Source organism: Bradyrhizobium sp. USDA 4461, from assembly GCF_054055655.1.
Map to the genome: position 1 here is coordinate 2,572,305 of NZ_JBSRXM010000001.1, position 26,502 is coordinate 2,598,806.

27 protein-coding genes and 2 pseudogenes are annotated in these 26,502 nt (G+C 65.3%); 10 read left to right on the forward strand and 19 right to left on the reverse strand.

The window, feature by feature from the left end:
- Window positions 1–10 precede the first annotated feature (10 nt).
- The gene (locus tag ACVINW_RS12030; RefSeq protein WP_456751488.1) at window positions 11–1,024 is read right to left on the reverse strand and encodes a methyltransferase; all 1,014 of its coding nucleotides are present in this window, start codon (window positions 1,022–1,024) and stop codon (window positions 11–13) included.
- A gap of 8 nt (window positions 1,025–1,032) precedes the next feature.
- Window positions 1,033–1,998: a tripartite tricarboxylate transporter substrate-binding protein gene (locus ACVINW_RS12035; RefSeq protein WP_456751489.1), complete on the reverse strand. Its 966-nt coding sequence runs from the start codon at window positions 1,996–1,998 to the stop codon at window positions 1,033–1,035.
- Window positions 1,999–2,127: 129 nt separating this feature from the next.
- Here ACVINW_RS12035 and ACVINW_RS12040 point away from each other — a divergent pair, with 129 nt between their 5' ends.
- Window positions 2,128–3,069 carry a LysR family transcriptional regulator gene (locus tag ACVINW_RS12040; protein ID WP_456751490.1) on the forward strand — a complete coding sequence of 314 codons (942 nt, stop codon included), beginning with the start codon at window positions 2,128–2,130 and terminating at the stop codon, window positions 3,067–3,069.
- 184 nt (window positions 3,070–3,253) lie between these two features.
- Here the strand turns inward: ACVINW_RS12040 and ACVINW_RS12045 are convergent, their stop codons facing one another.
- From ACVINW_RS12045 to ACVINW_RS12070, 6 genes are all read right to left on the reverse strand, one after another.
- The gene (locus tag ACVINW_RS12045) at window positions 3,254–3,463 is read right to left on the reverse strand and encodes a hypothetical protein (RefSeq protein ID WP_456751491.1); all 210 of its coding nucleotides are present in this window, start codon (window positions 3,461–3,463) and stop codon (window positions 3,254–3,256) included.
- 170 nt (window positions 3,464–3,633) lie between these two features.
- A complete protein-coding gene (gene leuC / locus ACVINW_RS12050) occupies window positions 3,634–5,040 on the reverse strand; it encodes a 3-isopropylmalate dehydratase large subunit (protein ID WP_456751492.1) in 1,407 nt (468 codons plus the stop codon).
- Window positions 5,041–5,399: 359 nt separating this feature from the next.
- Window positions 5,400–5,780, reverse strand: a complete 381-nt coding sequence (gene rplS / locus ACVINW_RS12055; RefSeq protein WP_021078824.1) for a 50S ribosomal protein L19 — start codon at window positions 5,778–5,780, stop codon at window positions 5,400–5,402.
- A gap of 110 nt (window positions 5,781–5,890) precedes the next feature.
- Window positions 5,891–6,652, reverse strand: coding sequence for a tRNA (guanosine(37)-N1)-methyltransferase TrmD (gene trmD, locus ACVINW_RS12060; protein ID WP_456751493.1), 762 nt, complete (start codon window positions 6,650–6,652; stop codon window positions 5,891–5,893).
- A gap of 8 nt (window positions 6,653–6,660) precedes the next feature.
- Window positions 6,661–7,743, reverse strand: a complete 1,083-nt coding sequence (locus ACVINW_RS12065; protein WP_456751494.1) for a zinc-binding dehydrogenase — start codon at window positions 7,741–7,743, stop codon at window positions 6,661–6,663.
- Between the two features lie 169 nt (window positions 7,744–7,912).
- Window positions 7,913–9,109, reverse strand: a complete 1,197-nt coding sequence (locus ACVINW_RS12070) for an MFS transporter (RefSeq protein ID WP_456751495.1) — start codon at window positions 9,107–9,109, stop codon at window positions 7,913–7,915.
- 172 nt (window positions 9,110–9,281) lie between these two features.
- Between ACVINW_RS12070 and gcvA the strand changes: the two genes are divergently transcribed.
- On the forward strand, window positions 9,282–10,193 hold the full coding sequence (gene gcvA / locus ACVINW_RS12075; protein ID WP_456751496.1) for a transcriptional regulator GcvA: 912 nt from the start codon (window positions 9,282–9,284) through the stop codon (window positions 10,191–10,193).
- Window positions 10,194–10,207: 14 nt separating this feature from the next.
- Here gcvA and rimM read toward each other — a convergent pair whose 3' ends face one another.
- From rimM to ffh, 3 genes are all read right to left on the reverse strand, one after another.
- The gene (gene rimM, locus ACVINW_RS12080) at window positions 10,208–10,729 is read right to left on the reverse strand and encodes a ribosome maturation factor RimM (protein ID WP_456751497.1); all 522 of its coding nucleotides are present in this window, start codon (window positions 10,727–10,729) and stop codon (window positions 10,208–10,210) included.
- A 17-nt stretch (window positions 10,730–10,746) separates the two neighbouring features.
- A complete protein-coding gene (gene rpsP / locus ACVINW_RS12085; protein WP_139480006.1) occupies window positions 10,747–11,079 on the reverse strand; it encodes a 30S ribosomal protein S16 in 333 nt (110 codons plus the stop codon).
- A gap of 140 nt (window positions 11,080–11,219) precedes the next feature.
- Window positions 11,220–12,767, reverse strand: a complete 1,548-nt coding sequence (gene ffh, locus ACVINW_RS12090; protein WP_456751498.1) for a signal recognition particle protein — start codon at window positions 12,765–12,767, stop codon at window positions 11,220–11,222.
- A 527-nt stretch (window positions 12,768–13,294) separates the two neighbouring features.
- On the opposite strand from ffh, the gene ACVINW_RS12095 reads away from it, so the two are divergent.
- A complete protein-coding gene (locus tag ACVINW_RS12095; protein ID WP_456756376.1) occupies window positions 13,295–14,284 on the forward strand; it encodes an MBL fold metallo-hydrolase in 990 nt (329 codons plus the stop codon).
- A gap of 103 nt (window positions 14,285–14,387) precedes the next feature.
- On the opposite strand, the gene ACVINW_RS12100 is transcribed toward ACVINW_RS12095, so the two are convergent.
- Both ACVINW_RS12100 and ACVINW_RS12105 read right to left on the reverse strand, forming a co-directional pair.
- Window positions 14,388–15,116 (reverse strand): SIMPL domain-containing protein, encoded by a 729-nt coding sequence (locus ACVINW_RS12100; protein WP_456751499.1) that lies wholly within the window; start codon window positions 15,114–15,116, stop codon window positions 14,388–14,390.
- Window positions 15,117–15,121: 5 nt separating this feature from the next.
- Window positions 15,122–15,832: a GyrI-like domain-containing protein gene (locus tag ACVINW_RS12105; RefSeq protein WP_456751500.1), complete on the reverse strand. Its 711-nt coding sequence runs from the start codon at window positions 15,830–15,832 to the stop codon at window positions 15,122–15,124.
- A gap of 182 nt (window positions 15,833–16,014) precedes the next feature.
- Between ACVINW_RS12105 and dapF the strand changes: the two genes are divergently transcribed.
- Window positions 16,015–16,899, forward strand: coding sequence for a diaminopimelate epimerase (gene dapF, locus ACVINW_RS12110; RefSeq protein ID WP_456751501.1), 885 nt, complete (start codon window positions 16,015–16,017; stop codon window positions 16,897–16,899).
- A 60-nt stretch (window positions 16,900–16,959) separates the two neighbouring features.
- A complete protein-coding gene (mtaB, locus tag ACVINW_RS12115; RefSeq protein WP_456756377.1) occupies window positions 16,960–18,240 on the forward strand; it encodes a tRNA (N(6)-L-threonylcarbamoyladenosine(37)-C(2))-methylthiotransferase MtaB in 1,281 nt (426 codons plus the stop codon).
- A gap of 11 nt (window positions 18,241–18,251) precedes the next feature.
- On the opposite strand, the gene ACVINW_RS12120 is transcribed toward mtaB, so the two are convergent.
- Entirely contained in the window at window positions 18,252–19,142 is an 891-nt protein-coding gene (locus ACVINW_RS12120) for a LysR family transcriptional regulator (RefSeq protein ID WP_456751502.1), read from the reverse strand.
- Between the two features lie 103 nt (window positions 19,143–19,245).
- Here ACVINW_RS12120 and ACVINW_RS12125 point away from each other — a divergent pair, with 103 nt between their 5' ends.
- The 3 genes and pseudogenes from ACVINW_RS12125 (at window position 19,246) to ACVINW_RS12135 (ending at window position 21,361) form a co-directional block, all read left to right on the forward strand.
- On the forward strand, window positions 19,246–20,109 hold the full coding sequence (locus tag ACVINW_RS12125; RefSeq protein WP_456751503.1) for an SDR family oxidoreductase: 864 nt from the start codon (window positions 19,246–19,248) through the stop codon (window positions 20,107–20,109).
- A 42-nt stretch (window positions 20,110–20,151) separates the two neighbouring features.
- Entirely contained in the window at window positions 20,152–20,625 is a 474-nt protein-coding gene (locus tag ACVINW_RS12130) for an SRPBCC family protein (RefSeq protein ID WP_456751504.1), read from the forward strand.
- 66 nt (window positions 20,626–20,691) lie between these two features.
- A pseudogene (locus tag ACVINW_RS12135) lies at window positions 20,692–21,361 on the forward strand (NAD(P)-dependent oxidoreductase).
- Window positions 21,362–21,563: 202 nt separating this feature from the next.
- On the opposite strand, the gene ACVINW_RS12140 reads toward ACVINW_RS12135, so the two are convergent.
- On the reverse strand, window positions 21,564–22,703 hold the full coding sequence (locus tag ACVINW_RS12140; protein ID WP_456751505.1) for a DUF2336 domain-containing protein: 1,140 nt from the start codon (window positions 22,701–22,703) through the stop codon (window positions 21,564–21,566).
- Window positions 22,704–22,809: 106 nt separating this feature from the next.
- A pseudogene (locus ACVINW_RS12145) lies at window positions 22,810–23,512 on the reverse strand (RluA family pseudouridine synthase).
- A gap of 49 nt (window positions 23,513–23,561) precedes the next feature.
- Here ACVINW_RS12145 and ftsY point away from each other — a divergent pair.
- Complete coding sequence (gene ftsY / locus ACVINW_RS12150) at window positions 23,562–24,509, forward strand: signal recognition particle-docking protein FtsY (RefSeq protein WP_456751506.1); 948 nt, start codon at window positions 23,562–23,564, stop codon at window positions 24,507–24,509.
- Between the two features lie 4 nt (window positions 24,510–24,513).
- Entirely contained in the window at window positions 24,514–25,113 is a 600-nt protein-coding gene (locus tag ACVINW_RS12155) for a septation protein A (protein ID WP_456751507.1), read from the forward strand.
- A 67-nt stretch (window positions 25,114–25,180) separates the two neighbouring features.
- Here the strand turns inward: ACVINW_RS12155 and ACVINW_RS12160 are convergent, their stop codons facing one another.
- From ACVINW_RS12160 to ccmD, 3 genes are all read right to left on the reverse strand, one after another.
- Entirely contained in the window at window positions 25,181–25,558 is a 378-nt protein-coding gene (locus ACVINW_RS12160; protein WP_456751508.1) for a ComEA family DNA-binding protein, read from the reverse strand.
- 170 nt (window positions 25,559–25,728) lie between these two features.
- The gene (locus ACVINW_RS12165; protein ID WP_456751509.1) at window positions 25,729–26,322 is read right to left on the reverse strand and encodes a DsbE family thiol:disulfide interchange protein; all 594 of its coding nucleotides are present in this window, start codon (window positions 26,320–26,322) and stop codon (window positions 25,729–25,731) included.
- Window positions 26,319–26,498, reverse strand: coding sequence for a heme exporter protein CcmD (gene ccmD, locus ACVINW_RS12170; RefSeq protein WP_456751510.1), 180 nt, complete (start codon window positions 26,496–26,498; stop codon window positions 26,319–26,321). The genes ACVINW_RS12165 and ccmD overlap by 4 nt, the downstream gene beginning before the upstream one ends.
- Window positions 26,499–26,502: the final 4 nt, after the last annotated feature.

Consider the following 26,502-nt stretch of genomic DNA (forward strand, 5'->3'; position numbering starts at 1 on the left):
CTTCCAAGTCTCAACAAAGCCGCGACTCGGTCAGATTAAAGCGGCCGGCGCGGAGAACCGCGATGGGACGGAAGCCACTCTCGGTCAGGAGCCGACAATATTCCCTTTCCGTCCGTTCCCGTCCACCTGGTCCGCGCAGCATGTTTAAATCGCTCATCGCGCACGACCTGCCCGCGTCATCGGTGCCGGGCAATTCCGGCATCGCACGTTCGACTAATAGCAGTCTGCCTTTTTGGGGAAGTGCTTTGCGGCAGTTTCCCAAAATGATGCGGCTGCGCTCATCATCCCAGTCGTGAATAATGCTTTTCAAGATGATCGCATCGGCCACTGCAGGCACCACGTGAAAGAAATCGCCTGCAACGAAGCCGACGCGGTCGGAGATGCCGAGGCGCTCGAAGCACTGATTGGCGGCGTCGGCGCACCTCGGCAGATCGAAGACCGTTCCTTTGATGGCTGGATATGCCCTCGCCACCGCGCCCATGAGCTCCCCCGAGCCGCCTCCGACATCCGTCAAGTGGGAGATCGCGCCAAAGTCGTAGGCCTCAAGTAGATCGTGCGTGACCAGCCGTGTCAGGTCTGTCATGGCTTCATTGAATATCCGCACATGCTCTGGCGAGCGCGCCATCAAGTCGAAATTGTCCTCGACGTCCTGAAGCTGGGAAGCCGTCTTGCCCGACATGATCGAATCCAGGAGACCATCCCACCTCTTGGTCAGCATGGAGCCTTCAAAAATGACCCAGTTCTTGAATGATCGTCCCGCAGCACCGTCGAGTCCCGTCCCCAGTTCGGTTAGCAAGTAGCGGCGTTCGCCGACGCGGGAGCAGATGCCGACGGTCGAGAGAGCGACGAGCAAGCGCGCAAGCGCGTCCCGGTCCGTGTGGGTTCGACTCGCGAGTTCGTCGACCGTTCGTGGTCCGTCGCGCAGCAACTCGGCGAGCCCCAGCCGGGCAGCGACATAGATCACTGCGGTCACGCGGTGCGATTGAACAAGGTCCAACAACCGTTCGGGTGGATTGGTGGTCATGTGCCGCCCTAGTCTTCGATCGGGAATCCCGACGCCTTGACGATCGGTCCCCAGCGTTCGAACTCGGTGCGCTGGATATGTTTAAGTTCGTCCGATGTCGTTCCTGTCGGCTCGCATCCCATGGCATGAATCTTTGCGCGCATTTCGGGATCGCTTGCGATTGCAACGATCTCCTTTCCCAGGCGCTCAACGAACTGACGCGAGGAATGGGCAGGCGCATAGAATGCGAACCACCCGGCCGCGTCGATATCGATCCCGCTCTCCTTCAGAGTTGCAGTCTGGGGCAGGAAGGAAGACCGCGCAGCGGCCGCGGTGGCAATGATGCGTATGCCACCGCTCCCATGTTGCTCCAGGAGTTCAGAAAGAAACGCCATATACATCGGGACCCGGCCGGCCAGCACATCCGGGAGGGCAGCAGGCGTACCCTTGTACGGCGTGTGGCGCATGTTAAGGCCTGTGATCCGGCCAAACTCGCCGCAGATGAAATGAGGTGCTGTACCTGCTCCGGGCGAGCCGTACACGGCCTGTGCGGGATTGGCCTTGATCCAGTCGATGAGCTCATGCGCTGAATGGATGGGCAGCTTCCCGCTGACCGCCAGAGCCAGATCGACCGTCATCGCCTGCGAAAGGGGCACAAAGTCGCGGTCTGCATCGTATCCCAGGCTCCTGAAGAGATGCGGCTGAAGCGTGAATTGCGAAGCGGAAGCAAACAGCACTGCCTCCTCTCCGGGTGCGGCATTCTTGACTGCCTGGGCGCCGATGCGCCCGCCAGCGCCAGCAAGGTTCCCTACAATCGCCACCTTGCCGAACCTGGTATGAAGCTGCTCGGCAAACAGCCGGGCGATCGAATCTCCCGACCCACCAGGCGCGAATGGAAACACGATCTTCAGCGGCTGGTCGGCAGCAATAACGGGTAGCGGAACAGCCAGAGCCGAAAATCCGGCCAGTATGGCGCGACGCGAGTAAAGCTGCATGGCGTTCTCCATGTGCTTGGGACAGCAATGAGATGATCCGGCCGGCTTTCCATCTCGCTATTCTGAAGCAACAACGCTATAACCCGAAATCGCATTTTCCTATCGGGCTATAACGTGAGGTGAATACCCATGCAGTGGCACGAAAGCATCGGCCGGCGCCTGCGCCTCAAGGATCTGCATACGCTGCAGACCGTCGCAGAGGTCGGTAGCATGGCCAAGGCGTCTCGCCGTCTCGGGTTGTCGCAGCCGGCGATTTCCAAAGCTATCACCGATATGGAGCATGCCGTCGGAGCTACGCTGCTGGATCGCACTTCGCGCGGAGTTGAACTCACCGAGTGCGGTCGCCTTCTTGTCGATAGGACGCGCGTCGTCTTCGACGAAATAAAGCTAGGTGTTACCGACATTGTGCAAAGGTCAGATCCGGCGCAAGGGCTCATTGCGATCGGTACAACCGAGCCGGTCACCGCTATCGTTACAGAAATTATCGGACATCTCGTCCGCAGATATCCAGGCATCAGGTATCATATCACGATAGGTGATCGGGATGCGCTGGAGCACGCTTTGCGCCAGAGAATGCTTGATTTGGCCATAACGCGCTGGTCGCCGTTGCCGGCTGCCGACGATTTGTCCGCGGAGGTGCTGTTTAAATCCTCCCTCGCGGTGATGGCGGAGCGACGGCATCCGCTGCTGCGATCGAGCAAGAAGTTGAAGCTCGCAGACATTATGCAAGAGCAATGGACGCTCTCGCCACCCGATACTTTTTTGGGGCGTACCGGCGCCGAGCTGTTTCGGCGACATAACCTGCCGCTTCCGCCAACGACCGTCACCACGATCTCAATCTACATGCGGTTGAATCTGTTGGCGAGCAGCCGGTTTATAACCCTATTGCCCATGCAGATACTCAGAATGCGATCGAGTAGCGCATGGCTGCGCGCGCTGAACGTCGATCTTGGCGATACTTCCGCCCCGATAGCCTCAATCACCTTGAAGGGGCGACGGGCCGGAGGTGCCGTCAAATTATTCCAAGAGGCCAGCCGGGAGGTCTGTAAGGCGCTGGTTGGAGTGAACTGATCGGTCCGAGCGGACTGTTCAAAAGCGGAACTGACGAATTTATGAGTACGCGCCCTAGGTGACGCCCCGCGTCGCGGGCGCGCTGGAGCGTTTTCGAGCGAAGTGGATACCGGTTCGCGTGAGGAAAACGCGCCAACACAAGATTCTAGAGCCCCGTTCCGATTCTGTCGGAACGGGAAAGGCTCTAGTCCCAGTTCTTCAGCTTCCAGGGTTTGATCTTCCACGGCGTCAGGTTTTCCATCCGCCATTGCGTCCAGCGGTCCGGCGGCCAGTGGCTGAGGCGCGAGGTTTCCTTCACCTCGGGAAGCGGATCGATGATGCGTGGCGCAGCGCGGCGGCGCTTCTGCCGCGTCGCCTCCCTGATCATGTCGACGAATTCGGGTTTATCGGCCACGGCAGGCGCTCCTTGCGAAGACTTGTTTTCGCAAGGAGGCAGTGTGCGTGCGTCCCGTTAACGAGCCGTTTCCGAAACGGCTCGAGCTTGAGGCGAAGCAATAGCGTTTTCGAGCGAAGTGGCCCCGGTTCGCGTGAAGAAAACGCGTCAAAAAGAATCTGGTGCTTGCCTTACCGCCAGTCGCGGACGTCGACGAAGTGGCCGGCGATCGCGGCCGCCGCGGCCATCGCGGGCGACACCAGATGGGTGCGGCCCTTGAAGCCCTGACGGCCCTCGAAGTTGCGGTTCGAGGTCGAGGCGCAGCGCTCTTCCGGCTTCAGCTTGTCCGGGTTCATCGCCAGGCACATCGAGCAGCCCGGCTCGCGCCATTCGAAGCCGGCCTTGACGAAGATCTTGTCGAGGCCTTCGGCTTCCGCCTGCTCCTTCACGATGCCCGAGCCCGGCACGATCATCGCATTGACGTTGGCGTTGACGGTCTTGCCCTCGGCGATCTTGGCGGCGGCGCGCAGATCCTCGATGCGGCCGTTGGTGCAGGAGCCGATGAAGACGCGGTCGAGCTTGATGTCGGTGATCTTGGTGCCGGCGGTCAGGCCCATGTATTTCAGCGCGCGGTGCTTGGAGAGCCGCTTGGCCTCGTCCTCGATCTTGTCGGGGTCGGGCACGAAGCCGGTCACCGAGATGACGTCCTCAGGGCTCGTGCCCCAGGTGACAATCGGCGGCAGTTTTGCAGCGTCCAGCCGCAGCTCGTGGTCGAAATGCGCGCCCTCGTCGGAGCGCAGCGTCTCCCAGTAGCGCATCGCGGCATCCCAGGCGGCGCCCTTCGGGGACTTCGGACGGTCGCGCAGGAAGTCGAACGCCTTCTGGTCGGGTGCAACGAGACCGGCGCGCGCGCCGCCTTCGATCGACATGTTGCAGACCGTCATGCGGCCTTCCATGCTGAGGGCACGGATCGCCTCGCCGGCATATTCCAGCACGTAGCCGGTGCCGCCGGCGGTGCCGATCTCGCCGATGATCGCCAGGATGATGTCCTTGCCGGTCACGCCTTCGGGCAATTTGCCGTCGACGATCGCGCGCATGTTCTTGGCCTTCTTCTGGATCAGCGTCTGCGTCGCCAGCACGTGCTCGACCTCGGAGGTGCCGATGCCGTGCGCGAGCGCACCGAACGCGCCATGCGTCGAGGTGTGGCTGTCACCACAGACGATGGTGGTGCCGGGCAGCGTAAAACCCTGCTCCGGGCCGATGACGTGGACGATGCCCTGCCGCTTGTCGAACTCGTTGTAATATTCGATGCCGAATTCCTTGGCGTTCTCCGCCATCACCCGCATCTGCTCGATGCTCTCGGGGTCGGGATTGGGCTTGGAGCGATCCGTGGTCGGGATGTTGTGGTCGACGACGGCGAGCGTCTTCTCGGGCGCGTGCACCTTGCGGCCGGCGGCGCGCAGCCCCTCGAACGCCTGCGGCGAGGTCACTTCGTGCACCAGGTGGCGATCGATGTAGAGCAGGCAGGTGCCGTCCTCTGCCTCGTGGACCAGATGGTCGTTCCAGATCTTGTCGTACAGCGTGGTCGGTTTGGACATGAGCTTCAGCTCCAGAAGAAATTCAGTGGTGAATGGTGTAGAGCGCGCCTCAAGCGCGCGAGCAGGCGACAGCGTCCAGGCAGCGTTACGCTGCGCGTCTAAGCTCAGACGTTGCCGATGTCGCAAAGCGCCCGAAGAAGCGGCCGGGCAGCCGCGAGCGATCGTCGATCACGACGCGCTGGCAGATCTGACTTGGGCAGCGCTGGCTTGCTTGATCCGGAACCATTCTAAATTTCTAACACAGGGCTCGCGCCCGCGACAATCGATCGATGCGCGGGCCTGTCCATCAGATAGGTATGCCGCAACAAAAAAGCGCGGGGCCAGCCCCGCGCTTTTCGTCAAAACCCTTGCGGGATGGATTACTCGCCGACGGCGGTCTGGCGGTCCTGCTTCTCGACGATGCGGGCCGACTTGCCGCGCAGGTTGCGCAGGTAATACAGCTTGGCGCGACGCACCTTACCGCGACGCACGACCTTGATCGAGTCGATCATCGGCGACATCACCGGGAAGACGCGCTCGACGCCTTCGCCATAGGAGATCTTGCGCACGGTGAAGCTCTCGTTGAGGCCCTGGCCGGAACGGCCGATGCAAACGCCTTCATAGGCCTGCACGCGGGTGCGCTCGCCTTCGACAACCTTCACGTTGACGATGACGGTGTCGCCGGGACCGAATTCCGGAATGGTCTTGGTGGCGGCGAGCTTGTCGAACTGCTCTTTTTCGAGCTGCTGAATAAGGTTCATCGAAATCTCCATCGGCGGCGCGCCCAGCCTGTATGGGGGCTGCGCAAACGTCCATCTATCCTGCGCGTGTGCGGATTAGGCCGTGCCTATAAGGCAAAGCGCAGGGTTTGTCACCCGTCTGTCGTGTTTTTTGTCCGGCGCGGAGCGGCTTTTTGGCCGGCCTTCCGGGCCCAGAGATCGGGCCTGCGGGCCGCCGTCAGGGCCTCGGATTGGGCCAGCCGCCAGGCCGCGACCTTGGCGTGATCGCCGGAAATCAGGATTTCCGGGATCTGGCGGCCCTCGAACTCCTGCGGACGGGTGTATTGGGGGTATTCCAGTAGTCCTTCGGAGAAACTCTCCTCGGTTCCCGAGGCCAATTTGCCCATCACCCCCGGCAGCAGGCGGACGCAGGCGTCGATCAGCGCCATCGCGGCGATTTCGCCGCCGGACAGCACATAATCGCCGATCGAGACCTCCTCGAGGCCTCTGGCCTCGATCACCCGCTGGTCGATACCCTCGAAGCGCCCGCAGACGATCAGGGGGCCGGGCCCGGCCGCAAGCTGTGCGACCTGGCCCTGGCTCAATGGCCGACCGCGCGGGCTCATCAGCAGGCGCGGGCGGTCAGGTGCGACGGCAGCGGCGTCGATCGCTGCCGCCAGCACATCGGCCCGCAGCACCATGCCGGGGCCGCCGCCGGCCGGGGTGTCATCGACGCTGCGATGCCTGTCGGTCGCCGACGCCCGGATGTCGCGCGCCTCCAGCGCCCAAAGGCCCGTGGCCAGCGCCTTGCCGGCCAGGCTCACGCCAAGCGGCCCCGGAAACATCTCCGGGAACAGGGTCAGCACGGTGGCGCGCCAGTGTGCCGTCTGGGCTGGGGTCTCTTGCGGTGTCATGCCTCTGGTTACGGCACCACGGCCGTGAGGTCGAGGCTCTGCATCATCGCGGCGGCGTCGACCGCGCGGCGGAAGTCGGCGAGCGCAAAGGCCGCGACGCTGATCTTGCGCAGATCCAGCAGGCCTTCGGCGGCGAGGCCGGCGAGTTGGCCCGGCGCGGTGCGGTCGTACATGAACTGCCCGACCACCTCCCAGTCGTTGGCCAGCATCTCACGGAACGAGAGCTCGAGCGGCACTTCGGCGCTGCCCATCAGCACCATCCGGCCGCCGCGCCGGAGCGCGCGCAGCGACGACAGCGTGGTGGACGTGCTGCTGGCGGCGCCGAGCAGGTCGAGCGCGACATCGGCGCTGCCGCCGGCCGCGCGGCGGATGATCTGAAGGTCGGCTGTGGAATCGCCGGTGACGAGGGCAGGAATGACGCGCGGGCCGAATGCGTCGCGCAACTGGTCGAGCGCGGCCTGCTTGCGTCCGACGGCGACGACGCGGCCCGCGCCCATCGCGACCGCGAGCATCACGCCGCCCGAGCCGAAATAGCCGGTGGCGCCGTTGACGATGATCGTCTGGCCGCCGCGCAGGCCGCTGCGTTGCAAGCCGCCGAACGGCACGATCAGTTTGGCGAGCCCGATCAGCTCGGTCGCGGGTCGGTCGTCGAGATTGGCGAGCGGCGTGACGCAGGCGGCCGGCCAGTGCGCGATCTCCGCGAACACGCCGTCGCGCCAGCGCGCCTGCAACGCCAGCGCCTCCGGCGTCGTCACCGTGGCGGTGAGGCCGATCAGGATTTGCGGCGGATCGCGATCCGGCACGTCGCCGCGCAGATGCGGGCTGAGGAATACGCGGTCGCCGCTTTGCACATGCGTGACGTTGTCGCCGGTGGCGACGACGCGCGCGATCGCGTTGGTGCCCGGCACGAACGGCATCGGCGGCAGGCTGTAGGGCAGCGCGCCGGAGAGCAGTCTGTTGGTATAGGACAGCACCATGCCGGCCTCGATCCGCACCACGACGCCATCGGGCGCGGGCTTGGGCGTTGCGACATCCTTGAAGCGAAGATCGTTGTGGGCGTGCAGCCGCCAGGCCTTATGCGTGCTTGTCATTGGGATGCTCCGTGAGACCAATGCTTAAGTAGCCCGGATGGAGCGAAGCGCAATCCGGGGTCACGCAAGCAACAAGCAGCGGTCCCGGATTGCGCGGAGCCTGTCATCGGGCGCGCATTCGCGCGACCCGTTGGCTTCATCCGGGCTACGGGCTTGGGCATGTGCGGCGTCACGCCGTCGCTTCGTCGGCGAGATGCCGGGCGAGGACCATTGCAAGCGGACAGATCGCCAGTGCCGTGAGCGCGGTTGCCGTGGTGGCAAGCGTCGGGCCGAGCGCGTCGCCGAGCAGGCCGTAGAGGACAGGCGCGATCGCGCCCGATCCGATGGTCCCGGTATAGAACAGCGCGAAAGCGCGCTCGGTCTGATGCTCCGGCGTCAGCTCGGGCACCGTGCCGTAGAGCACCGAGGAGGTGCCGTTGAGCATCACGCCGAGCAGCGGCAGCAGCACGATGGCCGGCGCCAGCGGCAACAGCAGCACGGCCACGATCAGCGCTGCCGTGCCGCCTTCGGTGATCAGCACGGTGCGCAGCGTGCCGACGCGTTGGCCGAGCCAGCCACAGGTGAATTTTCCGGCGGCGCCGCCGATGAAGACCAGCGCCAGCGCGAGGCCGTTGGTCGGCAGCGCGGCGCCCTTGTCGCGCAACAGGAACGGCAGGAAGGTGAGAAAACCCATCCTCACCGCGGTGTCGAGAATGCCGATCGCGAGCAGCCAGGGAAAACCACTGCCGTCGCCGTCGTGGCGTGAAGCCCCGGCGGCCTTGTGCTCGGCGCCCTTGCCGACCGAGGGCATCCAGAACGCGATGCAGATCGCGACCAGCAAGCCTGCCAGGGCGATCACCAGCAGCGTGTGCCGCCATGACATGATCACGAGCAGGATCGAGGTCAGCGCCGGGATCGCCGCCTTGCCGAGATCGCCGGTGAAATTGTAGATGCCGAGCGGCCCGCGTGCGCCGGCGCCATAGGCGCGCGACACCGCGGCGGATGCGATCGGATGCTGCGTGCTCGAGCCGGCGCCGGACAATGCGAGCGCGAGGCCAAGTCCGATGACGCCGCCGGACAATCCGGCGAACATGTAGCCGAGCGCCGACAGCGCCGTGCCGGCGATCAGGATGATCTTGCCGTCGATCCGCTCCGCGATGCGCCCGACCGGAATCTGCAAGCCCGCCATGGCGCCGGCATAGAGCCCGCGCAGCAGCGCCAGGAGTCCGTAGCCCAGCGCGAATTCGGCCTGCCAGATCGGCAGCAGCACGTAGATCAGATCGGTGTAGCCGTCGTGCAGGGCGTGGTTGAGCCCGGTCACCGTCAGCGTCCGCGTCGCCCGGGCGCGGTCGGGGCGGGGCGTGCCGGCTTTCGCCGCTACGCTCATTGCGGCCACCTATATCGAGAAAATCTAAAGCCAGGACGGCGTTGCATTCGAGGAGTCTTCCGAAAAGTGGAGATATGTGAGTGTCTTGCTGCGCAATATGCGCCCGATCAGCCGCTGTCACAAATCAGTAATAATCCAGCGATGCGTTAGAAAATCTGGTATGGAGGAATTCATGTTCGTCCCCCGCCGCAGCCTGCCGCCGCTCAATGCGGTGCGCGCCTTCGAAGCCGCCGCGCGGCTCGGCAGCTTCAAGGAAGCCGCCGCCGAGCTCAGCGTGACTCATGGCGCCGTCAGCCAGCAGATCCGGCTGCTCGAGGAATGGCTGGGCGCGCCGGCGCTGTTCCGGCGGTCGGTGCGGCGCGTGGTGCTGACGCCGGCGGGCGCGGCGCTGCTGGCGGAATTCGCGCCGGCGCTCGACCGGATCTCGGCGGCCGTCCAGCAGCATCGCGCGCGACGCAGCGACGCGACGGTGGCGGTGCTCCAGGTCAATGCGCTCGCGACTTTCAGCCTGCGCTGGCTGCTGCCGCGGATGAGCCGGTTTCGCGCCGAGCATCCCGATATCGAGGTGCGCCTGAGCACGTCGAACGATCCGGTGGATGCGCTGCCCGACACTTTCGACGTCGTGATCCGCGGCGGGCCCGATACGTTTCACGGCTTCTCGTCGCGTTTCCTGGTCTCGGAGCGGCGACTGCCGGTGTGCAGTCCATCGCTGGCAGCGCAACTGCCGCTGCATGAGGTCGCGGATCTCGCGAGGCATACGCTGCTGCATGTCACGTCGATGCCGCGGCTGTGGCGCGACTGGCTCACCGAGGCCGGGCATTCCGCGCTGGAGCCCAAGGCCGCGCTGACCTTCGATCATTTCTATCTGACGATCCAGGCCGCGCTCGATGGGCTCGGCGTCGCGATGGGACCGACCGCGCTGATCGCGGACGATCTCGCGGCGGGACGCCTCGTGACGCCGTTTCCGGATATCAGCCTGCCGGCGCGCAGCTACTTCGCTTACTTCCCGGCGGGCCGCAGCAACGATCCGCACAGCGCGGTGTTCTGCGACTGGCTCGAGCAACAGGGCCGGATGACAGGCTGAAGAGTATTTTCAGGTCAGGCGGCCGACGGATCTTCGCCGTCGATTTCCTGCGGCAGCTCGATCACGACGCGGCCGCCGACAATGTCGACCGTCGGCACCACTGCATTGGTGAACGGCAGCAGCATCGTCGCGCCCTGCGGCGGGGCGATCTCGATGATGTCGCCGGCGCCGAAATTATGGATCGCGATCACCTTGCCGAGCGGCTGCTCTGCGGTCGTCACTGCGGCGAGCCCGATCAAATCGGTGTGGTAGTACTCGCCGTCGTCGGTGGCCGGCAGCCGGTCGCGCGGAATGTAGAGCTCGAGACCGTTCAGCCGCTCGGCATCATCGCGCGTGGCGACGCCCTTCAGCGTCACCACCAGATGGTCCTTGGCCTCGCGCGCATGCGTGACCTCGAACTGGCGCGTGCCGTCCTTGGTCATCAGCGGCCCGTAATCCTTCACGGCCAGCGGGTCTTCGGTGAAGGTCCATAGCCGGACGGCGCCGCGCACGCCATGCGCAGCGCCGATACGGGCGACACAGACCGGTGCAGCCACCGCAGCAGCCGTTCAGCTTATGCCTTGGCGGCGGCTTCGGCCTGCGCCTTGCGCTCCTTGCGCGGCACGGCCTTCTCCGGGTTGTTGCGCGGCGTGCGCTTCTTGACCCCGGCGGCATCGAGGAAGCGGGTCACGCGATCCGACGGCTGCGCGCCCTTGGCGAGCCAGGCCTTCACCTTGTCCATGTCGAGCTTGAGGCGAGCCTCGTTGTCCTTCGGCAGCAGCGGGTTGAAGTGGCCGAGACGCTCGATGAAGCGGCCATCGCGCGGGAAGCGCGAGTCGGCGACGACGACGTGATAGACCGGACGCTTCTTGGTGCCTGCGCGAGCGAGGCGGATAACAACGGACATTTAGTTCTCCTTAAGTGTTGGTTTGAAGTCTGTGTTGGTCAGTTACGCCGTCATTGCGAGCGCAGCGAAGCAATCCATAGCCCCGCACATGGAGGCGTGGATTGCTTCGTCGCTTCGTTCCTCGCAATGACGAAAGAGGGTCATTTCTTCTTGCCCGGGAAGCCGCCGAGCCCCGGCAGCATCGGCTTGCCGGAAAGCCCGGTCAGGCCCGGCACGTTCGGCAGGCCGCCGCGCAGCCCTGCGGGCAAATCCTTCGGCAAATTGGGCAGACCGCCGCCGGCGCCGCCCTGCATCTTCTCGGCCAGCGCCTTCATCTCCTCGGCCGAGGGCGGCTTCATGCCGCCGCCAAAGCCCATCGCCTGTGCGATGCCGGCCAGCGGGCCGCGCTTGCCGCTTCCCATCGCCTTCATCATGTCGGCCATGTTCCGGTGCATCTTCAGGAGCTTGTTGACGTGCTCGACGCTCTGGCCGGCGCCGGCCGCGATGCGCTTCTTGCGGCTGGCTTTCAGGAGGTCCGGGTTCTTGCGCTCCTGCCGCGTCATCGAATCGATGATCGCGACCTGGCGCTTGATGATCTTGTCGTCAATCCCGGCGGCCGCGATCTGGTTCTTCATCTTGGAGATGCCGGGCATCATGCCCATCAGGCCGCCGATGCCGCCCATATTGGCCATCTGCTGCAGCTGCTCGCGCATGTCGTTGAGGTCGAACTGACCCTTGCGCATGCGCTCGGCGGTGCGCGCGGCCTTCTCGGCGTCGATGTTCGCAGCGGCCTTCTCGACCAGCGAAACGACGTCGCCCATGCCGAGGATGCGGCCGGCGATGCGGTTGGGATGGAAGTCTTCCAGCGCGTCGGTCTTTTCGCCGGTGCCGAGCAGCTTGATCGGCTTGCCGGTGACCGCGCGCATCGACAGCGCGGCGCCGCCGCGGCCGTCGCCGTCGACGCGGGTCAGCACGATGCCGGTGAGACCGACGCGCTCGTCGAACGAGCGTGCGAGGTTGACCGCGTCCTGGCCGGTCAGACTATCGGCGACCAGCAGCACTTCATGCGGGTTGGCGGCGGCTTTGATCTCGGCCGCCTCCTTCATCATGTCTTCGTCGAGCGTGGTGCGGCCGGCGGTGTCGAGCAGCACGACGTCGTAGCCGCCGAGCTTGCCGGCTTCCAGCGCGCGCCGCGCGATCTGTGGCGGCATCTGGCCGGCGACGATCGGCAGGGTCGGAATGTCGAGGTCGCGGCCGAGCACCGCGAGCTGCTCCATCGCCGCGGGGCGGTAGACGTCGAGCGAGGCCATCAGCACCTTGCGCTTGTCGCGCTGGACCATGCGGCGGGCCAGCTTCGCGGTGGTGGTGGTCTTGCCGGAGCCTTGCAGGCCGACCATCATGATCGGCACCGGCGGCACGGAATTGATATCGATGGTCTGGCCGTCGGAACCGAGCGTGGCGACCAGCTCGTCATGGACGATCTTCACCACCATCTGGCCGGGGGTCACCGACTTGACGACGGTGGCGCCGATCGCCTGCTCGCGGACCCGGTCGATGAAGCTGCGGACCACCTCGAGCGCGACGTCGGCCTCGAGCAGCGCGCGGCGCACCTCGCGCATCGCGGCATCGACGTCCTTTTCGGTCAGCGCGCCGCGCCCCGTCAGACGATCGAGAATGCCACCAAGCCGTTCCGACAGATTGTCGAACAATGCCGTTGTCCTTCGTTGCGCCGGTCGGCGCTCGCTACATTCGCTTCCCGTCATAGCCCGCGAAAGCGGGGTATCCCGTACGCCGCGGCCTCTCGGTTCAATCCGAGCTGCTCTGGAATACTGGATCACCCGCTTTCGCGGGTGATGACCACATAGTCCGCCTTGGCACAGTGCCAAGACGGCGTGCCAAGACGATGGTCCAAACACTTTCGCGCCCGAGGGCGCATCGCGCTGTCGGGCGTTGGCCTCTGGCCTCCGGGACCAGTGGGCGGGTCGAAAAGACGGAGCTTTCCGAGAAAGTCGCGGCGTTAAACGCTGCCGGGGCGGCAAAGTCAAGGAAAGTTTCGCCGCGAGTTGCCGAACATAGTCATTAACATACTGAAATTGCGTCGATTTGCTGGCTTGGTTCCGAATCCGCGGCGGCCACCCATATAACCGGAGCCTGCCTCCTGTTTGGGAACCCGCTTGCCCATCTGCTTGCAACCTTGACCGGAGCCGCCGCCGCGCTCGGCGTGCCCTCGATCTGGATGTCCCTGATGAAAACCTATGACGGCCCCGTCTCCGATCATTTCGACGGCCTGCATTTCTTCGATCCGGATGGATCGCCGCCGAAATCGCTTGGCGAGGTGCTGCGCTGGCAGTTCGGCGGCGGCCGCAAGCGCGCCGAGTGGCCGGAATGGGCGCCGAGCCCCTTTGCCGACACGCCGCCGCCGCGGGTCGATGGCGACAAGGCCCGGTTCTGTTTCGTCGGTCATGCCAGTTGGCTGATCCAGACCGCGGGCCTCAACATCCTGTTCGACCCGGTGTGGTCGCTGCGCGCCTCGCCGTTCAGCTTCGCCGGTCCGAAGCGGCACAACGATCCCGGCATCGCGTTCGACAAGCTGCCTAAGATCGACGTCGTGCTGGTGTCGCACGGCCACTACGACCATCTCGACGTCGCGACGTTGTCGAAGCTCGCTGCTTCCTTTGCGCCGCGCGTGATCACGCCGCTCGGCAACGACGTCACGATGCGCGCGGCCGATGCTGCGATCAAGGCCGAGGCGTTCGACTGGCATCAGCGCGTCGAGCTTGGAGGCGGTCTTGCGGTGACGCTGGTGCCGACGCGGCACTGGTCGGCGCGCGGCCTGTTCGATCGCAACAAGGCGCTATGGGCGAGCTTTGTGCTGGAGACGCCGGCCGGCAAGCTCTACATCGTCGGCGATTCCGGCTATGGCGACGGGGGGCATTTCCGCAGGGTGGCCGAAGCGCACGGCCCGTTGCGGCTCGCAATCCTGCCGATCGGCGCCTACGAGCCGCGCTGGTTCATGCAGGACCAGCACATGAACCCGGAGGATGCGGTGAAGGCGCTGGCCGATTGCGGCGCGGCGCAAGCGCTGGCGCATCACCACGGCACATTCCAGTTGACCGACGAGGCGATCGACGCGCCCGCGATCGCGCTGGGCGAGGCGTTAGATGCGGCAAAAGTGCCGCGGGAGACATTCGTCGCGTTGAAGCCGGGGCAGGTGTTCGAGATCTAGCAGAAGAATAGCCCGGATGGAGCGAAGCGAAATCCGGGGGGACTATCCGCGGAGAGATCGGCCCCGGATTGCGCTTCGCTCCATCCGGGCTACGCCTGTGGCTCTACTTCTCCTTGATCGCCCAGGAGACGCTGACATTGACCGTCAGCGTTTCCTCGCCCTGCGCCACCGGCGTCGGTGCGGCAAAGCCTGCGGTGGCCATCTTGGCACGGAACACCGGCACCGGCGCCGAGCCGACCTCCGCGATGTTCAACGGCGCGCCGAGCGTGACACCGGCGGCCTTGGCGTAGATTTCCGCCTTGCGGCGGGCGTCGGCGACCGCCTTCTCACGCGCTTCGTCGAGCAGCTTCGAGGCCTGCGTCACCGAGAAGTTCAGCCCGCCGATATCATTGGCGCCGGCACCCACCAGCACGTCGATCACACCGGCGACCTTGCTGACATCGTTCAGCCGGATCGTGACGCGATTGCTGGCGTGATAGCCGACGATGCTGGGCGGCGCGTTGGTCGACGACGGCGTGCGGTTGGCGAATTGCGGCTGCAGCGACAGCCGCGAGGTCTGATAATCCTTCTCCGCGATCCCTGCGCCCTTCAGCGCCGCCAGCACCTTGCCCATCGTCACATTGTTGGCTTCGGTGGCCTCGCGTGCGGTCTTGCCGTCGGTGGTGACGCCCGCGTCGAGTTGCGCCTGGTCGGGCGCCGCCGACACGGTCGCCTCGCCGGTGACCGAGATCGCCGGCGGAAAGTCGTTGTCGGCGAATGCCGGCGCAGCCAGCAGCGTGGTCGCAATCAGGGTGGCAGCGCAAGGAAGGCCGAGGGGGAGGCGATAGGTCATCTGGCTCACTTCAGGGGGACGTAGACGTTGATCACAAGCTTGTCTTCGGCGGTCTTCAAGGGATCGGTGATGTATTCCTCGATGAAGGTGTCCTTGGCTTCGAGCTTCTTGTCGTCGAGGTGATTGGTGATCGCCTCATAGGTGTTGTCCATGTTGTCGTAGGACCCGCGATGGACGAATTTCAGCGCCTTGCCGTCCGGCGAATTGCCCATGCTGATGTTCTTGCCGAGGTTCTTCAGGTCCTGGTCGACCGGGACTTCGGCGATGAAGGTGAAGCCGGTGTCGTCGGTCGAGGTGTAGACGATCATCGGATTGCCCGCGGCCTTGACACCATCCTTGTCGAGCAGGGCGGTGAGCTGCTTGAACGCCTCGATCAATGCGTCGAACGCGGAATCCCAGTTGGCCGTGCCCTTCAGCATGACAACTTTCTTCGGCTCCAGCGTGAACGGCTCGCCGAACGGATCGGCGGTCTGCACCGGGGCGGCCGGCGGCGGTGTGGGGGATTGCGACGCGGCCGGGCTGTCGGCGGGCGACTTGGTCTCGGCCGGCGGGGGCACCGGCGTTGCCGATGGCGCTGGGGTGGGCATCGGGCTCGGGCTTGCCGCCGGGGCGGGCGAGGCCGCCGGGGACTGGGCAGGTGCCGGGCTTGCCAGTGCGATAGCGGTCAAAGGGAGCAGCGCGAGCACGGCCGCGCGGAGCGTGTTGATACGGTTCATTCGGTCTTCTCCATCCCCGTCCTCAGACGGCCGCTCGATTGTCCCGGCGCGCGGTCCGCGAGGTGCGCTAGTCCTAACACGCAAGTTCTGCATTCGTCCCATGACAGATGTGTCATGGGGCTATTCAGGCTGGCTAACTGGCCTTCACTCGCCATATAACCGGGCAGAATTTGGGAAAATCGATGAGCGCGCTCGCCAATCACGCATTCGCCAAGATGAACGGCATCGGCAACGAGATCGTCGTCGTCGACCTGCGCGATTTAGAGGCACCAGGTCGGGCAGTCGTCTCGGCGGCGGAGGCGCGCGCGGTGGCGTTGCCGGCCGGGGCGCCCTATGACCAGCTGATGGTGCTGCAGCCGCCGCGGCTCGACGGTACCGAAGCGTACATCACGATCTACAACAATGACGGCTCGGAGGCCGGGGCCTGCGGCAACGGCATGCGCTGCGTGGTGCGGCGGATCTTCGAGAAGACCGGCCAGACCACAGCGACGTTCCAGACCCGCGCCGGGCTGCTCAATTGCTGGCAGGGCCCGGCGCCCGATCTTTACACCGTCGACATGGGCGCGCCGAAGTTCGGCTGGCAGGACATTCCGCTGGCTGAGGAATTTCGCGATACCCGCTACATCGAGCTGCAGGTCGGGCCGATCGACAATCCGGTGCTGCATTCGCCCTCGGTGGTCTCGATGGGCAATCCGCATGCGGTGTTCTGGGTCGATGACGTCAATGCTTACGACCTCGAACGTTTCGGCCCGCTGCTGGAGAACCATCCGATCTTCCCGGAGCGAGCCAACATCACGCTCGCCCATATCGTCGATCGCGACCACATCACGATCCGCACCTGGGAGCGCGGCGCCGGCCTCACCAGGGCCTGTGGCTCGGCGGCCTGCGCCACGGCGGTCGCCGCGGCGCGGCTGAAGCGCGCCAATCGGGTCGTCGAGATCACGCTACCTGGCGGCAAGCTCGGCATCGAGTGGCGCGAGCGCGACGATCACGTGCTGATGACCGGCACCGCCGATTTCGAATATGAGGGCCGCTTCGATCCGGCGCTGTTCGCCAGCGTCGCTTAGAGCATGATCCGGAAAAGTGGAAACCGGTTTTCCGAAGAGATCATGCTCAAACGAAGAACTATGGGCGTCGACGTCGTCACCTTTGGCTGCCGCCTCAACGCATTCGAATCCGAGGTGATCCGCCGCGAGGCGGAACAGGCGGGACTTTCCGACACCATCGTCATCAACAGCTGCGCCGTCACCAATGAGGCGGTGGCGCAGGCCCGGCAGTCGATCCGCAAGCTGAAGCGCGAGCGGCCCACGGCGCGCATCGTGGTCACCGGCTGCGCGGCGCAGACGCAAAGCCGGATGTTCGCCGACATGGCCGAGGTCGACCGCGTCGTCGGCAATGACGAGAAGACGCGCGGTGACGCCTGGCGCGCGACACGCGCCGCGTTCGATCTCGGCGCCAGCGAGAAGATCGCGGTCGCCGACATCATGGCGGTGACGGAAATGGCGCCGCACCTGCTCGACGGCTTTGCGCGCGGCCTGCCGCGGGTGTTCGTGCAGGTGCAGAACGGCTGCGACCATCGCTGCACCTTCTGCATCATCCCCTATGGCCGCGGCAATTCGCGCTCGGTGCCGATGGGCGCGGTGGTCGATCAGGTCCGTGCGCTGGTCGAGCGCGGCCATGCCGAGATCGTGCTGACCGGCGTCGATCTCACGAGCTATGGCGCCGACCTGCCTGGCGCGCCGAAGCTCGGCCAGTTGACCCGGCAGATCCTGCGCCACGTGCCGGAGCTGAAGCGGCTGCGCATCTCGTCGATCGATTCGGTCGAGGCCGATCGTGATCTGCTCGATGTCATCGCCAACGACGCACGGCTGATGCCGCATCTGCATCTGTCGCTGCAATCCGGCGACGACATGATCCTGAAGCGGATGAAGCGCCGGCATTCACGAAAGGACGCGATCGATTTCTGCGCGCAGGTTCGCCGGCTGCGGCCGGACATCGCCTTCGGCGCCGACATCATCGCGGGCTTTCCGACCGAGTCCGACGAGATGTTTTCGCGCTCGCTCGACCTGGTCGACGAATGCGATCTCACCTTCCTGCACGTGTTTCCCTATTCGCCACGTCCGGGCACGCCCGCCGCACGGATGCCGCAGGTCCCAGGCGGCACGATCCGGGAGCGCGCCAAGCGGCTGCGCGCGGCCGGCGACGCCGCGCTGGCGCGGCGGCTTGCGGCGGAGATCGGCGCCGTACGCGAGGTGCTGATCGAGAGCGACACGCAGGGCCGCACCGAACATTTCCTGCCGGTCGCGATCGACGATGACGTGGCGGGCATGGTGCGCCGGCTCGCCGTGACCGGCCATGACGGTGCACGTCTCGTCGGGGTGCGCCGCGACACGACCGATCAGGAGTAATGACCATCTGTTCAGTCGATGAAAGCCGCTAGCTCCTCGGGGGTCCCCGAGGGGAAGGCTTGCTTCAGAAACTCAAGGAATGCGGAGACCCGAGCGCTCAACAGCCGGCGTGAGGGATACAGCGTCCAGAGCGCGATGTCCGGTCCGTCGACGTCGCCCCAGTGGACGAGCTTGCCGGCGGCCAGGTCACGGCTGACGAGCGAGATGGGAAGCCGCGCAGCGCCAACGCCTGCGCGCACCGCATCGCGGACCATGATGAGAGACGACAGGCGAAGCGCCGGTCTGGTCTTGATCCGCAGATTGCGTCCCTGCGCCACCGCGTCCCAGCTGGCGTCCAGGTCGCTTACCCCGCGCGCCACGGTCGGAACAGCGACATCCGCCGTCGGACGGACGAGAGCGGGGCTCGCCACGACCACCAGCCGATCGCGCATAAATATCCGTCCGACGAGGCTTTCGTCCGGGTCCGGATTGACCCGGATCACGAGGTCGTAGCCTTCCTCGATCATGTCGACGGCGCGGTCTTCCGTGGTGATCTCGAGCCGCACCTCGGGATATTTCAGCGCGAACGCGGCCGCCAGCTTGCCCATCGCGGTCTGCGAAAACAGCAAAGGTGCACTGATCCGCAACCTGCCCCGCGGCTTGTCCGCGCCGGAGGCGATCGCGGAGGCGGTCTCGTCGAGCTCCGCGAGCAAGGCGCCGCTCCGTTCATGAAGCGCGCGTCCCTCCTCGGTGAGCTTCAATGCGTGCGTTCCCCGCTCGAACAGGCGCAAGTCGAGGCTGCTCTCCAGCTCGGAGACCCGGCGGGACAGGGTGGCCTTCGGGCGTCCGGAGGCCCGGGCGGCCTTTCCGAACCCGCCGTGGCGGGCGACCAGATTGAAATCGGCGAGCGCGAGCAGATCCATGTGTTCCACCAGTGGGACGGTCTGTCCAAACATAGCGTCTATCGATCCGAATGTGGATCACTAATTTCCGGGGTGCTGACCAACCCCCAACTGGAGTGACCCAATGACCATCCTCGTGACCGGTGCCACCGGAACGGTCGGCCGCAGCGTCGTCGAACACCTCGTCAAGCGCGGCGCCGACGTGCGCGCCCTGGTGCGCGACCCGGCCAAGGCAAGCCTCCCGGCCGGCGTCGCCGCCGCGAAGGGCGACCTGCTCGACGTCGACTCGCTGCGCGGCGCATTCGCGGGTATCTCGACGCTGTTTCTGCTCAACGCCGTGGTGCCTGACGAATTCACCCAGGCGCTGATTGCGCTCAACGTGGCGCGCGAGGCGGGAGTCGAGCGGCTCGTCTATCTCTCGGTGATCCACAGCGACGTCTACGTGAATGTGCCGCACTTCGCCGGCAAGTTCGGCATCGAGCGGATGATCGAGCAGATGGGCTTCAACGCCACGATCCTGCGCCCCGCTTACTTCATGAGCAACGAGCTCACGATCAAGGACGTGGTGACCGGATATGGCGTCTACCCGATGCCGATCGGCAGCAAGGGTCTCGCCATGATCGATGCGCGCGACATCGGCGAGATCGCCGCCATCGAGCTCATCCGCCGCGAGGCCTCCAATACGCCGCTCGACCGGATCAACCTGGTCGGTCCCGACACGCTGACCGGCGCGAAGGCCGCCGCCATCTGGTCGGACGTGCTCGGTCGAACGATCGCCTATCCCGGCGACGATACCGCCGCTTTCGAGAAGAACCTCCGGCAGTTCATGCCGAGCTGGATGGCGTTCGACATGCGGTTGATGAGCGAGCGCTTCCTCACGGACGGGATGCTGCCCGAGGCTGGCGACGTCGAGCGTCTGACCACGCTGCTCGGCCGGCCGCTGCGATCGTATCGCGACTTCGTTGCCGAGATCACGGCCGCCGCCTGAGGGCGGCGACACCACCCCATCACGACAATCAAGGATGAGGCCATGATCCATTCGACTGCCACCGTCCCGGTGAATCCGGGGGACGTGACTCCGCTGACCCGCGCCCAGATCTGGACCGGGCTGGTTCGCAAGGCGATGGACGCTCGGCTGTTTCTGCCGCCCAATCTCTGCACCCGCTGCGAAGTCGTGGAGGAAAGCGCGACGCACATTGTGCGTGAAGCGACCATCGCCGGCGATGACCTGCGCGAGATCGTCGTCTTCGAACCCGAGAAGAAGGTCACCTTCTTCCAGGCCGCAGGCCCGCGCGAAGGCGCCATCGTCAACGAGGTGTTCGAGGACGAGACCGGCGCGTTGCAGCTGCGGTTCTATTGCTACATCGGGTTGCGCGGGAAGCAGCCCTTCGGTCCGGAAGAGCAGGCCGAGCAGACGCAGTTCGACGGCGACAAGGGCTACAAGGCCGCGCTGCTCTCGACGCTGAAGCGGACCCGCGAACTGCTCGCGGAGGGCAAGCTCTGATCATCGCCAGTCATTCAACGGCGGGACAGCCTCACTGGAGGCGTCCCGTCAGCCACGGAGGCAGCCATGAACAATCCCATCAACGACAGCCCAAAGACTTCCCCCTCGAAAATACTGGTGCTCGGCGCGACCGGCGGCACCGGACGCCGGATCGTCGGCCGGGCGCAAGCCCGCGGTCACGAGGTCACCGCACTGGTGCGATCGCCCGACAAAGCGCGTCATCTCGAAGGTGCCAGGCTGGTCATCGGAGACGCTCGCGATGAAGCCGTGTTGCGCGCCGCGCTCAAGGACCAGGACGCCGTGATCAGCGCGCTCGGCACGCCGGCGAGCCCATTCGGCGAGGTGACGCTGCTCTCGACCGCGACACGTGCGCTCGTCAAGGCGATGAAAGCCGAGCGGGTGTCTCGCTTGGTTCTCATTACGGGCATTGGTGCCGGCGATAGTGCCGGGCACGGCGGCTTCCTGTTCGACAAGGCGATCTTCCCGCTGCTGCTGAAGAACGTGTACGCCGACAAGAACCGCCAGGAAGCCATTGTCAGGGACAGCGGCCTCGATTGGGTTCTGGTGCGTTCCCTCCGTCCTGAACAACAAGCCCGGCAGTGGTTCGGTTCGCGCTCTGACGGATCTCTCCGGCTTCCATGGCGGAACCGTATCGCGCGACGACGTCGCGAGCTTCGTCCTCGACCAGCTGCAAACCAACACTTGGTTGCATCGCGCGCCTTTGATCACGTCGTGACTGCGGCTGCACTTCCGCGCATCGTCGTTCCGGTACGACGGCGCGGAATGCTGGGGTGCTGCCGTCTCCGAGTGCGCCGCGGCCGCTCGGCTCGGTACCCCTGTCTCTGGAATACTGGATCACCCGCTTTCGGGTAATGACACCCAATACCCTGTCTGACAGGTTGAATCGAAATCAAGTCGCGCCCTCGCGCGCGACGCCTTCAATGCGCGCGTCCGCCGGGCTTCGGAGGGTGTGCGCCGCGGACTTGCCAGAACCGCAGCAGGCGATCGGCATTTTCGCGGGTCAGTTTCGTGAACTGGCTCTTGGCTTTGGCGAGCTCGACCAGTCCCATGGAGCCGGTCGTGTAGCGGCATTCCATCACCGCGGCGGTGGTCTCCCAACTCAGGCCCGCGGCGCGGCACGGTACCAGCAGGCCTTCACTGCGCAGGCTCTGCATCAGCGAGCGGATCACCTCGATGCTCGACGGCGCAAGCTCCGCCAGCGCAACGATGGTCTCCTCATATCTTCGCTGTCTGGCGAAGCCGAGCAGGGCGGCCTCGTTGAGATCGCCGCCATCCCTGAGCTTCGCGATGTGGCGCTTCGCCGCGGTGAAATCGCGCACCTGCGACATGTCGCGCTCGACGCCGGCTGCGACCGCGGCGATCGCGTTCCGGATCTCCTCGAACAGATAGGGCGGGGCGCGTTCCAGCAAACGACCGCGAACCTCTTCGGTTGCATCGCGCAGCAGTTGAAGGCGGAGCTCCGAGGGCAGGTCGGCGCGGACGCCGGTCTGCACCGCGAGCACGGGATCGTGCTCGGCCTGCGCCAGGATGACCGCAAAGCCGCCCGGCGACAGCTTGGCGCCGGGATTGGTGACGAGACGATGACTGACGCTGGCAAAGCTGCGGGCCAACAGCGCGTCGGTGACGACTTCCTTCAACCACCAGCGGCCGGCGACGGCGAGCAGATGCTGCTCGCTCTTGGTCCGCGCGATCTCGACCAGGTCGTCCGCGCCGAGCCGCGAGGATTCCTGCAGGACCGGCCGGGCGATCCTGATCTCCTCATTGCTCGCGAGACGGCGAATGAGCGCGGGCGGGGCCTGGGCGATCGGCGCGAGCTGCTCGCTGATGTCGGTGAGCGCCATCCGGGCGCTGATGTCGGCGAGCGCGCGCAACTCGATGGTCTTCACCAGGCGATCGAGCACGTTGTCGAACAGCTCGACCTGCTCGCTGTTGAAGCTGCCGGCGGATGCGAGGAAGAGGCTGGTGACGCGCTTGGCCGTGGTGATGCATTTCGCGGCGGAGCCGGCGCGTATCGCAGCCTCGACCTCGTCGACAATTGCTTGCCCATCATTCAGCATTGCTCGTCCTGAGCCCGTCGCGGCGCGCTTTTTCTAAGCCGCCTGCAGGACTAGCGGATCGGGCTGAATGTTCCGTAAAGGATAATGGTCCGTAAAATCACGGTGGTCATTGCCCGTTCCAGCCGCAGGCCTTGAGCCGCGCCTGCATATGTTCGGGCGCCGGCGCGACGACATGCACCGGGTCCTTGTTGCGGGAGATCGGGATGCCGATCTCGCGGGAATGCAGATGCAGGGTCGGCTCGCCGAAACGCGGGCCGTTGCCATAGATATTGTCGCCGACGATCGGCCAGCCCATCGCCGAGGAATGCACCCGCAGCTGATGGGTGCGGCCGGTGACCGGCTCCATCGCGAGCCAGGCGAGACCATCGCCGCGCCCCAGCACCTTCCAGTTCGTGATCGCCTTCTGGCCGTCCGGGTCCGGCTTCTGCCACCAGCCGCGCTCGGCGTTGAGCCGGCCGAGCGGCATGTCGATGGTGCCTTCGTCCTCGGTGGGGGCCGCCCTCGACCACGGTCCAATAGGTCTTCGCAATCTTGCTGTGCTTGAACAACAGCCCGAGCGAGGCGGTCGCCTTGCGGTGGCGTCCCAGGACGAGGCAGCCGGAGGTGTCCTTGTCGAGCCGATGCGCCAGCACCGGCGGTCGTGGCAGCCCGAACCGCAGCGCGTCGAACGAGGCCTCCAGATTGGGGCCGCCCTTGGGGCCGCGATGCACCGGCAGGCCGGCCGGCTTGTCGATCACCAGCATCAGCCCGTCGCGGTGGAGCACCCGCGCAAGGATTTCTTCCGCGGTCAATTGGTGAACATCGATCAATTCGTCGAGACTTTCGTTTGTGAGCCGAAACGGCTAACACGTCCGCGCCATGAACGATACCACTGCGGGAACTCCCAAACAGAGCTGGTGGCAGCGGCTGAAAGGCGGCCTGAAGCGGACCTCGAGTTCGATCGGGACCGCGGTTGCCGACCTCGTCACCAAGCGCAAGCTCGATTCGGCCATGCTCGATGACATCGAGGATGTGCTGCTGCGCGCCGATCTCGGGACCGATGTCGCGGTCCGCATCGCGGAGGCGGTCGGCAAGGGCCGCTACGACAAGGCGATCTCCGCCGACGAGGTCAAGGACGTGGTTGCGACCGAGGTCGAGAAGGTGCTGGCGCCGGTGGCGAAGCCGCTCGAGATCGATGGCTCGAAGCAGCCGTTCGTCATCCTGGTGGTCGGGGTCAACGGCTCCGGCAAGACCACGACGATCGGCAAGCTGTCGGCGAAATTCGCCGCCGAGGGCCGCAAGGTGATGCTCGCCGCCGGCGACACCTTCCGCGCCGCGGCGATCGAGCAGCTCAAGGTCTGGGGCGAGCGCACCAAGTCGCCGGTCATTGCCGGTGCCCAGGGCTCCGATTCCGCGAGCCTTGCCTTCAGCGCGCTGACCGCGGCCAAGGAGCAGGGGCGCGACGTGCTCTTGATCGACACTGCCGGCCGGCTGCAGAACAAGTCCGAGTTGATGAACGAGCTCGAGAAGGTCGTGCGCGTGATCAAGAAGGTCGATGCCTCGGCGCCGCACGCGGTGCTGCTCGTGCTCGACGCCACGGTGGGACAAAATGCGCTGTCGCAGGTCGAGGCGTTTCATCGTACGGCTGGCGTGACCGGCCTCGTGATGACCAAGCTTGACGGCACCGCGCGCGGCGGCATCCTGGTCGCGCTATCGGAGAAGCACAGACTGCCGGTGCATTTCATCGGCGTCGGCGAAGGCGTCGAGGACCTCGCGCCCTTCACGGCGAAGGATTTTGCCAAGGCGATTGCCGGGATCGAGAACTAGATTGATGGACAAGACCCAGCCGCATCCGCTGTTCAAGCTTGCGACCGAACTCGGGCCGCTGCTCGTGTTCTTCGTGGCGAACGCCAAGTACCATCTGTTCGTCGCGACCGGTGCTTTCATGGTCGCGATCGTCGCGGCGATGATCGCATCCTATGTGGTGACCAGGCATGTGCCGATCATGGCGCTGGTGACCGGCGCGATCGTGCTGGTGTTCGGCACCCTGACGCTGGTGCTGCACGACGAGACCTTCATCAAGGTCAAGCCGACCATCATCTACGGCCTGTTCGCAGCGGTGCTCGGCGGCGGGCTGCTGTTCGGCCGCTCCTTCATCGCCGTGATGTTCGACCAGATGTTCAATTTGACGCCGCAGGGCTGGCGCATCCTCACCATGCGCTGGGCGCTGTTCTTCGCCGGCATGGCTGTTCTCAACGAGATCGTCTGGCGCACCCAGACCACGGATTTCTGGGTGAACTTCAAGGTGTTCGGCGTGACGCCGCTGACCATGATCTTCGCCATCGCGCAGATGCCGCTGACCAAGCGCTATCACCTCGAGCCGGTCTCGCTGGAAACCAGCGAAGCGGACGCCGGCGACCTGCGGAAGTAGATCGAAACGCAGCGCGGGCGATTGCGCCGCGCTGCGTTCGAGGTCTCGGAGATCAACTGTTCAGCGTTCAGCTCTTCTGCTTGGCGATGATCTTGTCCTTGATCTTGTCGTAGGTCGCCTGCGGCAGGATCTGCTTCTGCACCAGTTCATCCTTGCCCTTGTAGGGACGGCCCTTGATGATCGCGGCCGAATAGGTCTTGCCGACGCCGGGCAGCGCGTCGAGCTGGTCGGCGGTGGCGCTGTTGACGTCGAGCAGGTCGTCCTTGGCCATCCCGGTCGTCTTGGCGTCGGGCGTCACAGCCTTCGGCGCGGGAGCCATCTTGTTGACGTCCGACTTGGTGGCGGGCGTGGCCGGCTGAACGCTCTGGGCCATCGACGGCGTCGCCGTCAGCATGCCGAGCGTGAGCGCGGTGGTGAGAAGTGAAGCGAGCGTGGTCTTGCGCATATGTCCCCTCCAGAGGAACGTTGATGTCAACGCTGCTGAGTTGGGGTTGCGTTCGTGGCGTTGCCGTGGCCGCGAAATGAACCGCGGATAAATGCGACGAAGTATTTTGCCGCAGGTATTTCTCCTCGTCATTCACCAGCGGTTCACAGCATCGCTGAATGACGATGCGCTTACTGTCCGGCGTGCAGCGCCTTCTCGATCTCGGCCTTCAGCACGGTGTTGACGTTGTCAGGGGTGACCGGCCCGACCAGCTTGTAGACGATCGTGCCCTCGCGTCCGACCAGGAAAGTCTCGGGCACGCCGTAGACGCCCCATTCGATCGAGGCGCGGCCGTTGCCGTCGACACCGACGATGCCGAACGGGTTGCCGTAGCGGCCGAGGAAGCGTCGCGCGTTCTCGGGCGAGTCCTTGTAGTTGATGCCGATGATCTGGAAGCGCTTGTCGCGGCCGAGCTCGGTCAGCAGCGGGGCCTCGTCATGGCAGGGCACGCACCACGACGCCCAGACGTTAACGACCGAGACCTTGCCCTTGAACGCGGCGGGATCGAGACCGGGGACCGGTGCGCCGTCCTTCACCAGCCCGTCGAGCGCCGGCAGCGCGGTCTGCGGCGCCGGCCGGCCGATCAGCGCCGACGGAATTTTCGAGGGATCGCCGCCGTAGAGCCGCAGCAGGAACAGGGCTGCCAGCCCCAGGAAGATCAGCAGCGGTAGCACCACCAGCAGGCGGCGGGCTTGCGGCGGGCTGTCGGTCGCCTGCTCGCTCATCTGATGTCCGCCGCGCTGCGGCCGGAGCGGCGGGTGATGCCGCTGGCCTCGATCTCCCTGAGGCGGGTCTGCTGGCGGCGATAGTCGGCGACGATCCAGACGATCAACAGCAGCACGACGGCTGCGACCAGCGCATAAGACGTCACGATGAAGGAGGCGTAGGGACCAAGCGACATCGCG

What these genes read in the sequence shown, in the direction of transcription:
- ACVINW_RS12030 (WP_456751488.1), bottom strand. Translation starts at nt 1,024, where the DNA reads ATGACCACCAATCCACCCGAACGGTTGTTGGACCTTGTTCAATCGCAC.
- ACVINW_RS12035 (WP_456751489.1), bottom strand. Translation starts at nt 1,998, where the DNA reads ATGCAGCTTTACTCGCGTCGCGCCATACTGGCCGGATTTTCGGCTCTG.
- ACVINW_RS12040 (WP_456751490.1), top strand. Translation starts at nt 2,128, where the DNA reads ATGCAGTGGCACGAAAGCATCGGCCGGCGCCTGCGCCTCAAGGATCTG.
- leuC (WP_456751492.1), bottom strand. Translation starts at nt 5,040, where the DNA reads ATGTCCAAACCGACCACGCTGTACGACAAGATCTGGAACGACCATCTG.
- rplS (WP_021078824.1), bottom strand. Translation starts at nt 5,780, where the DNA reads ATGAACCTTATTCAGCAGCTCGAAAAAGAGCAGTTCGACAAGCTCGCC.
- trmD (WP_456751493.1), bottom strand. Translation starts at nt 6,652, where the DNA reads ATGACACCGCAAGAGACCCCAGCCCAGACGGCACACTGGCGCGCCACC.
- ACVINW_RS12065 (WP_456751494.1), bottom strand. Translation starts at nt 7,743, where the DNA reads ATGACAAGCACGCATAAGGCCTGGCGGCTGCACGCCCACAACGATCTT.
- ACVINW_RS12070 (WP_456751495.1), bottom strand. Translation starts at nt 9,109, where the DNA reads ATGAGCGTAGCGGCGAAAGCCGGCACGCCCCGCCCCGACCGCGCCCGG.
- gcvA (WP_456751496.1), top strand. Translation starts at nt 9,282, where the DNA reads ATGTTCGTCCCCCGCCGCAGCCTGCCGCCGCTCAATGCGGTGCGCGCC.
- rpsP (WP_139480006.1), bottom strand. Translation starts at nt 11,079, where the DNA reads ATGTCCGTTGTTATCCGCCTCGCTCGCGCAGGCACCAAGAAGCGTCCG.
- ACVINW_RS12095 (WP_456756376.1), top strand. Translation starts at nt 13,295, where the DNA reads ATGTCCCTGATGAAAACCTATGACGGCCCCGTCTCCGATCATTTCGAC.
- ACVINW_RS12100 (WP_456751499.1), bottom strand. Translation starts at nt 15,116, where the DNA reads ATGACCTATCGCCTCCCCCTCGGCCTTCCTTGCGCTGCCACCCTGATT.
- ACVINW_RS12105 (WP_456751500.1), bottom strand. Translation starts at nt 15,832, where the DNA reads ATGAACCGTATCAACACGCTCCGCGCGGCCGTGCTCGCGCTGCTCCCT.
- dapF (WP_456751501.1), top strand. Translation starts at nt 16,015, where the DNA reads ATGAGCGCGCTCGCCAATCACGCATTCGCCAAGATGAACGGCATCGGC.
- mtaB (WP_456756377.1), top strand. Translation starts at nt 16,960, where the DNA reads ATGGGCGTCGACGTCGTCACCTTTGGCTGCCGCCTCAACGCATTCGAA.
- ACVINW_RS12120 (WP_456751502.1), bottom strand. Translation starts at nt 19,142, where the DNA reads ATGGATCTGCTCGCGCTCGCCGATTTCAATCTGGTCGCCCGCCACGGC.
- ACVINW_RS12125 (WP_456751503.1), top strand. Translation starts at nt 19,246, where the DNA reads ATGACCATCCTCGTGACCGGTGCCACCGGAACGGTCGGCCGCAGCGTC.
- ACVINW_RS12130 (WP_456751504.1), top strand. Translation starts at nt 20,152, where the DNA reads ATGATCCATTCGACTGCCACCGTCCCGGTGAATCCGGGGGACGTGACT.
- ACVINW_RS12140 (WP_456751505.1), bottom strand. Translation starts at nt 22,703, where the DNA reads ATGCTGAATGATGGGCAAGCAATTGTCGACGAGGTCGAGGCTGCGATA.
- ftsY (WP_456751506.1), top strand. Translation starts at nt 23,562, where the DNA reads ATGAACGATACCACTGCGGGAACTCCCAAACAGAGCTGGTGGCAGCGG.
- ACVINW_RS12155 (WP_456751507.1), top strand. Translation starts at nt 24,514, where the DNA reads ATGGACAAGACCCAGCCGCATCCGCTGTTCAAGCTTGCGACCGAACTC.
- ACVINW_RS12160 (WP_456751508.1), bottom strand. Translation starts at nt 25,558, where the DNA reads ATGCGCAAGACCACGCTCGCTTCACTTCTCACCACCGCGCTCACGCTC.
- ACVINW_RS12165 (WP_456751509.1), bottom strand. Translation starts at nt 26,322, where the DNA reads ATGAGCGAGCAGGCGACCGACAGCCCGCCGCAAGCCCGCCGCCTGCTG.
- ccmD (WP_456751510.1), bottom strand. Translation starts at nt 26,498, where the DNA reads ATGTCGCTTGGTCCCTACGCCTCCTTCATCGTGACGTCTTATGCGCTG.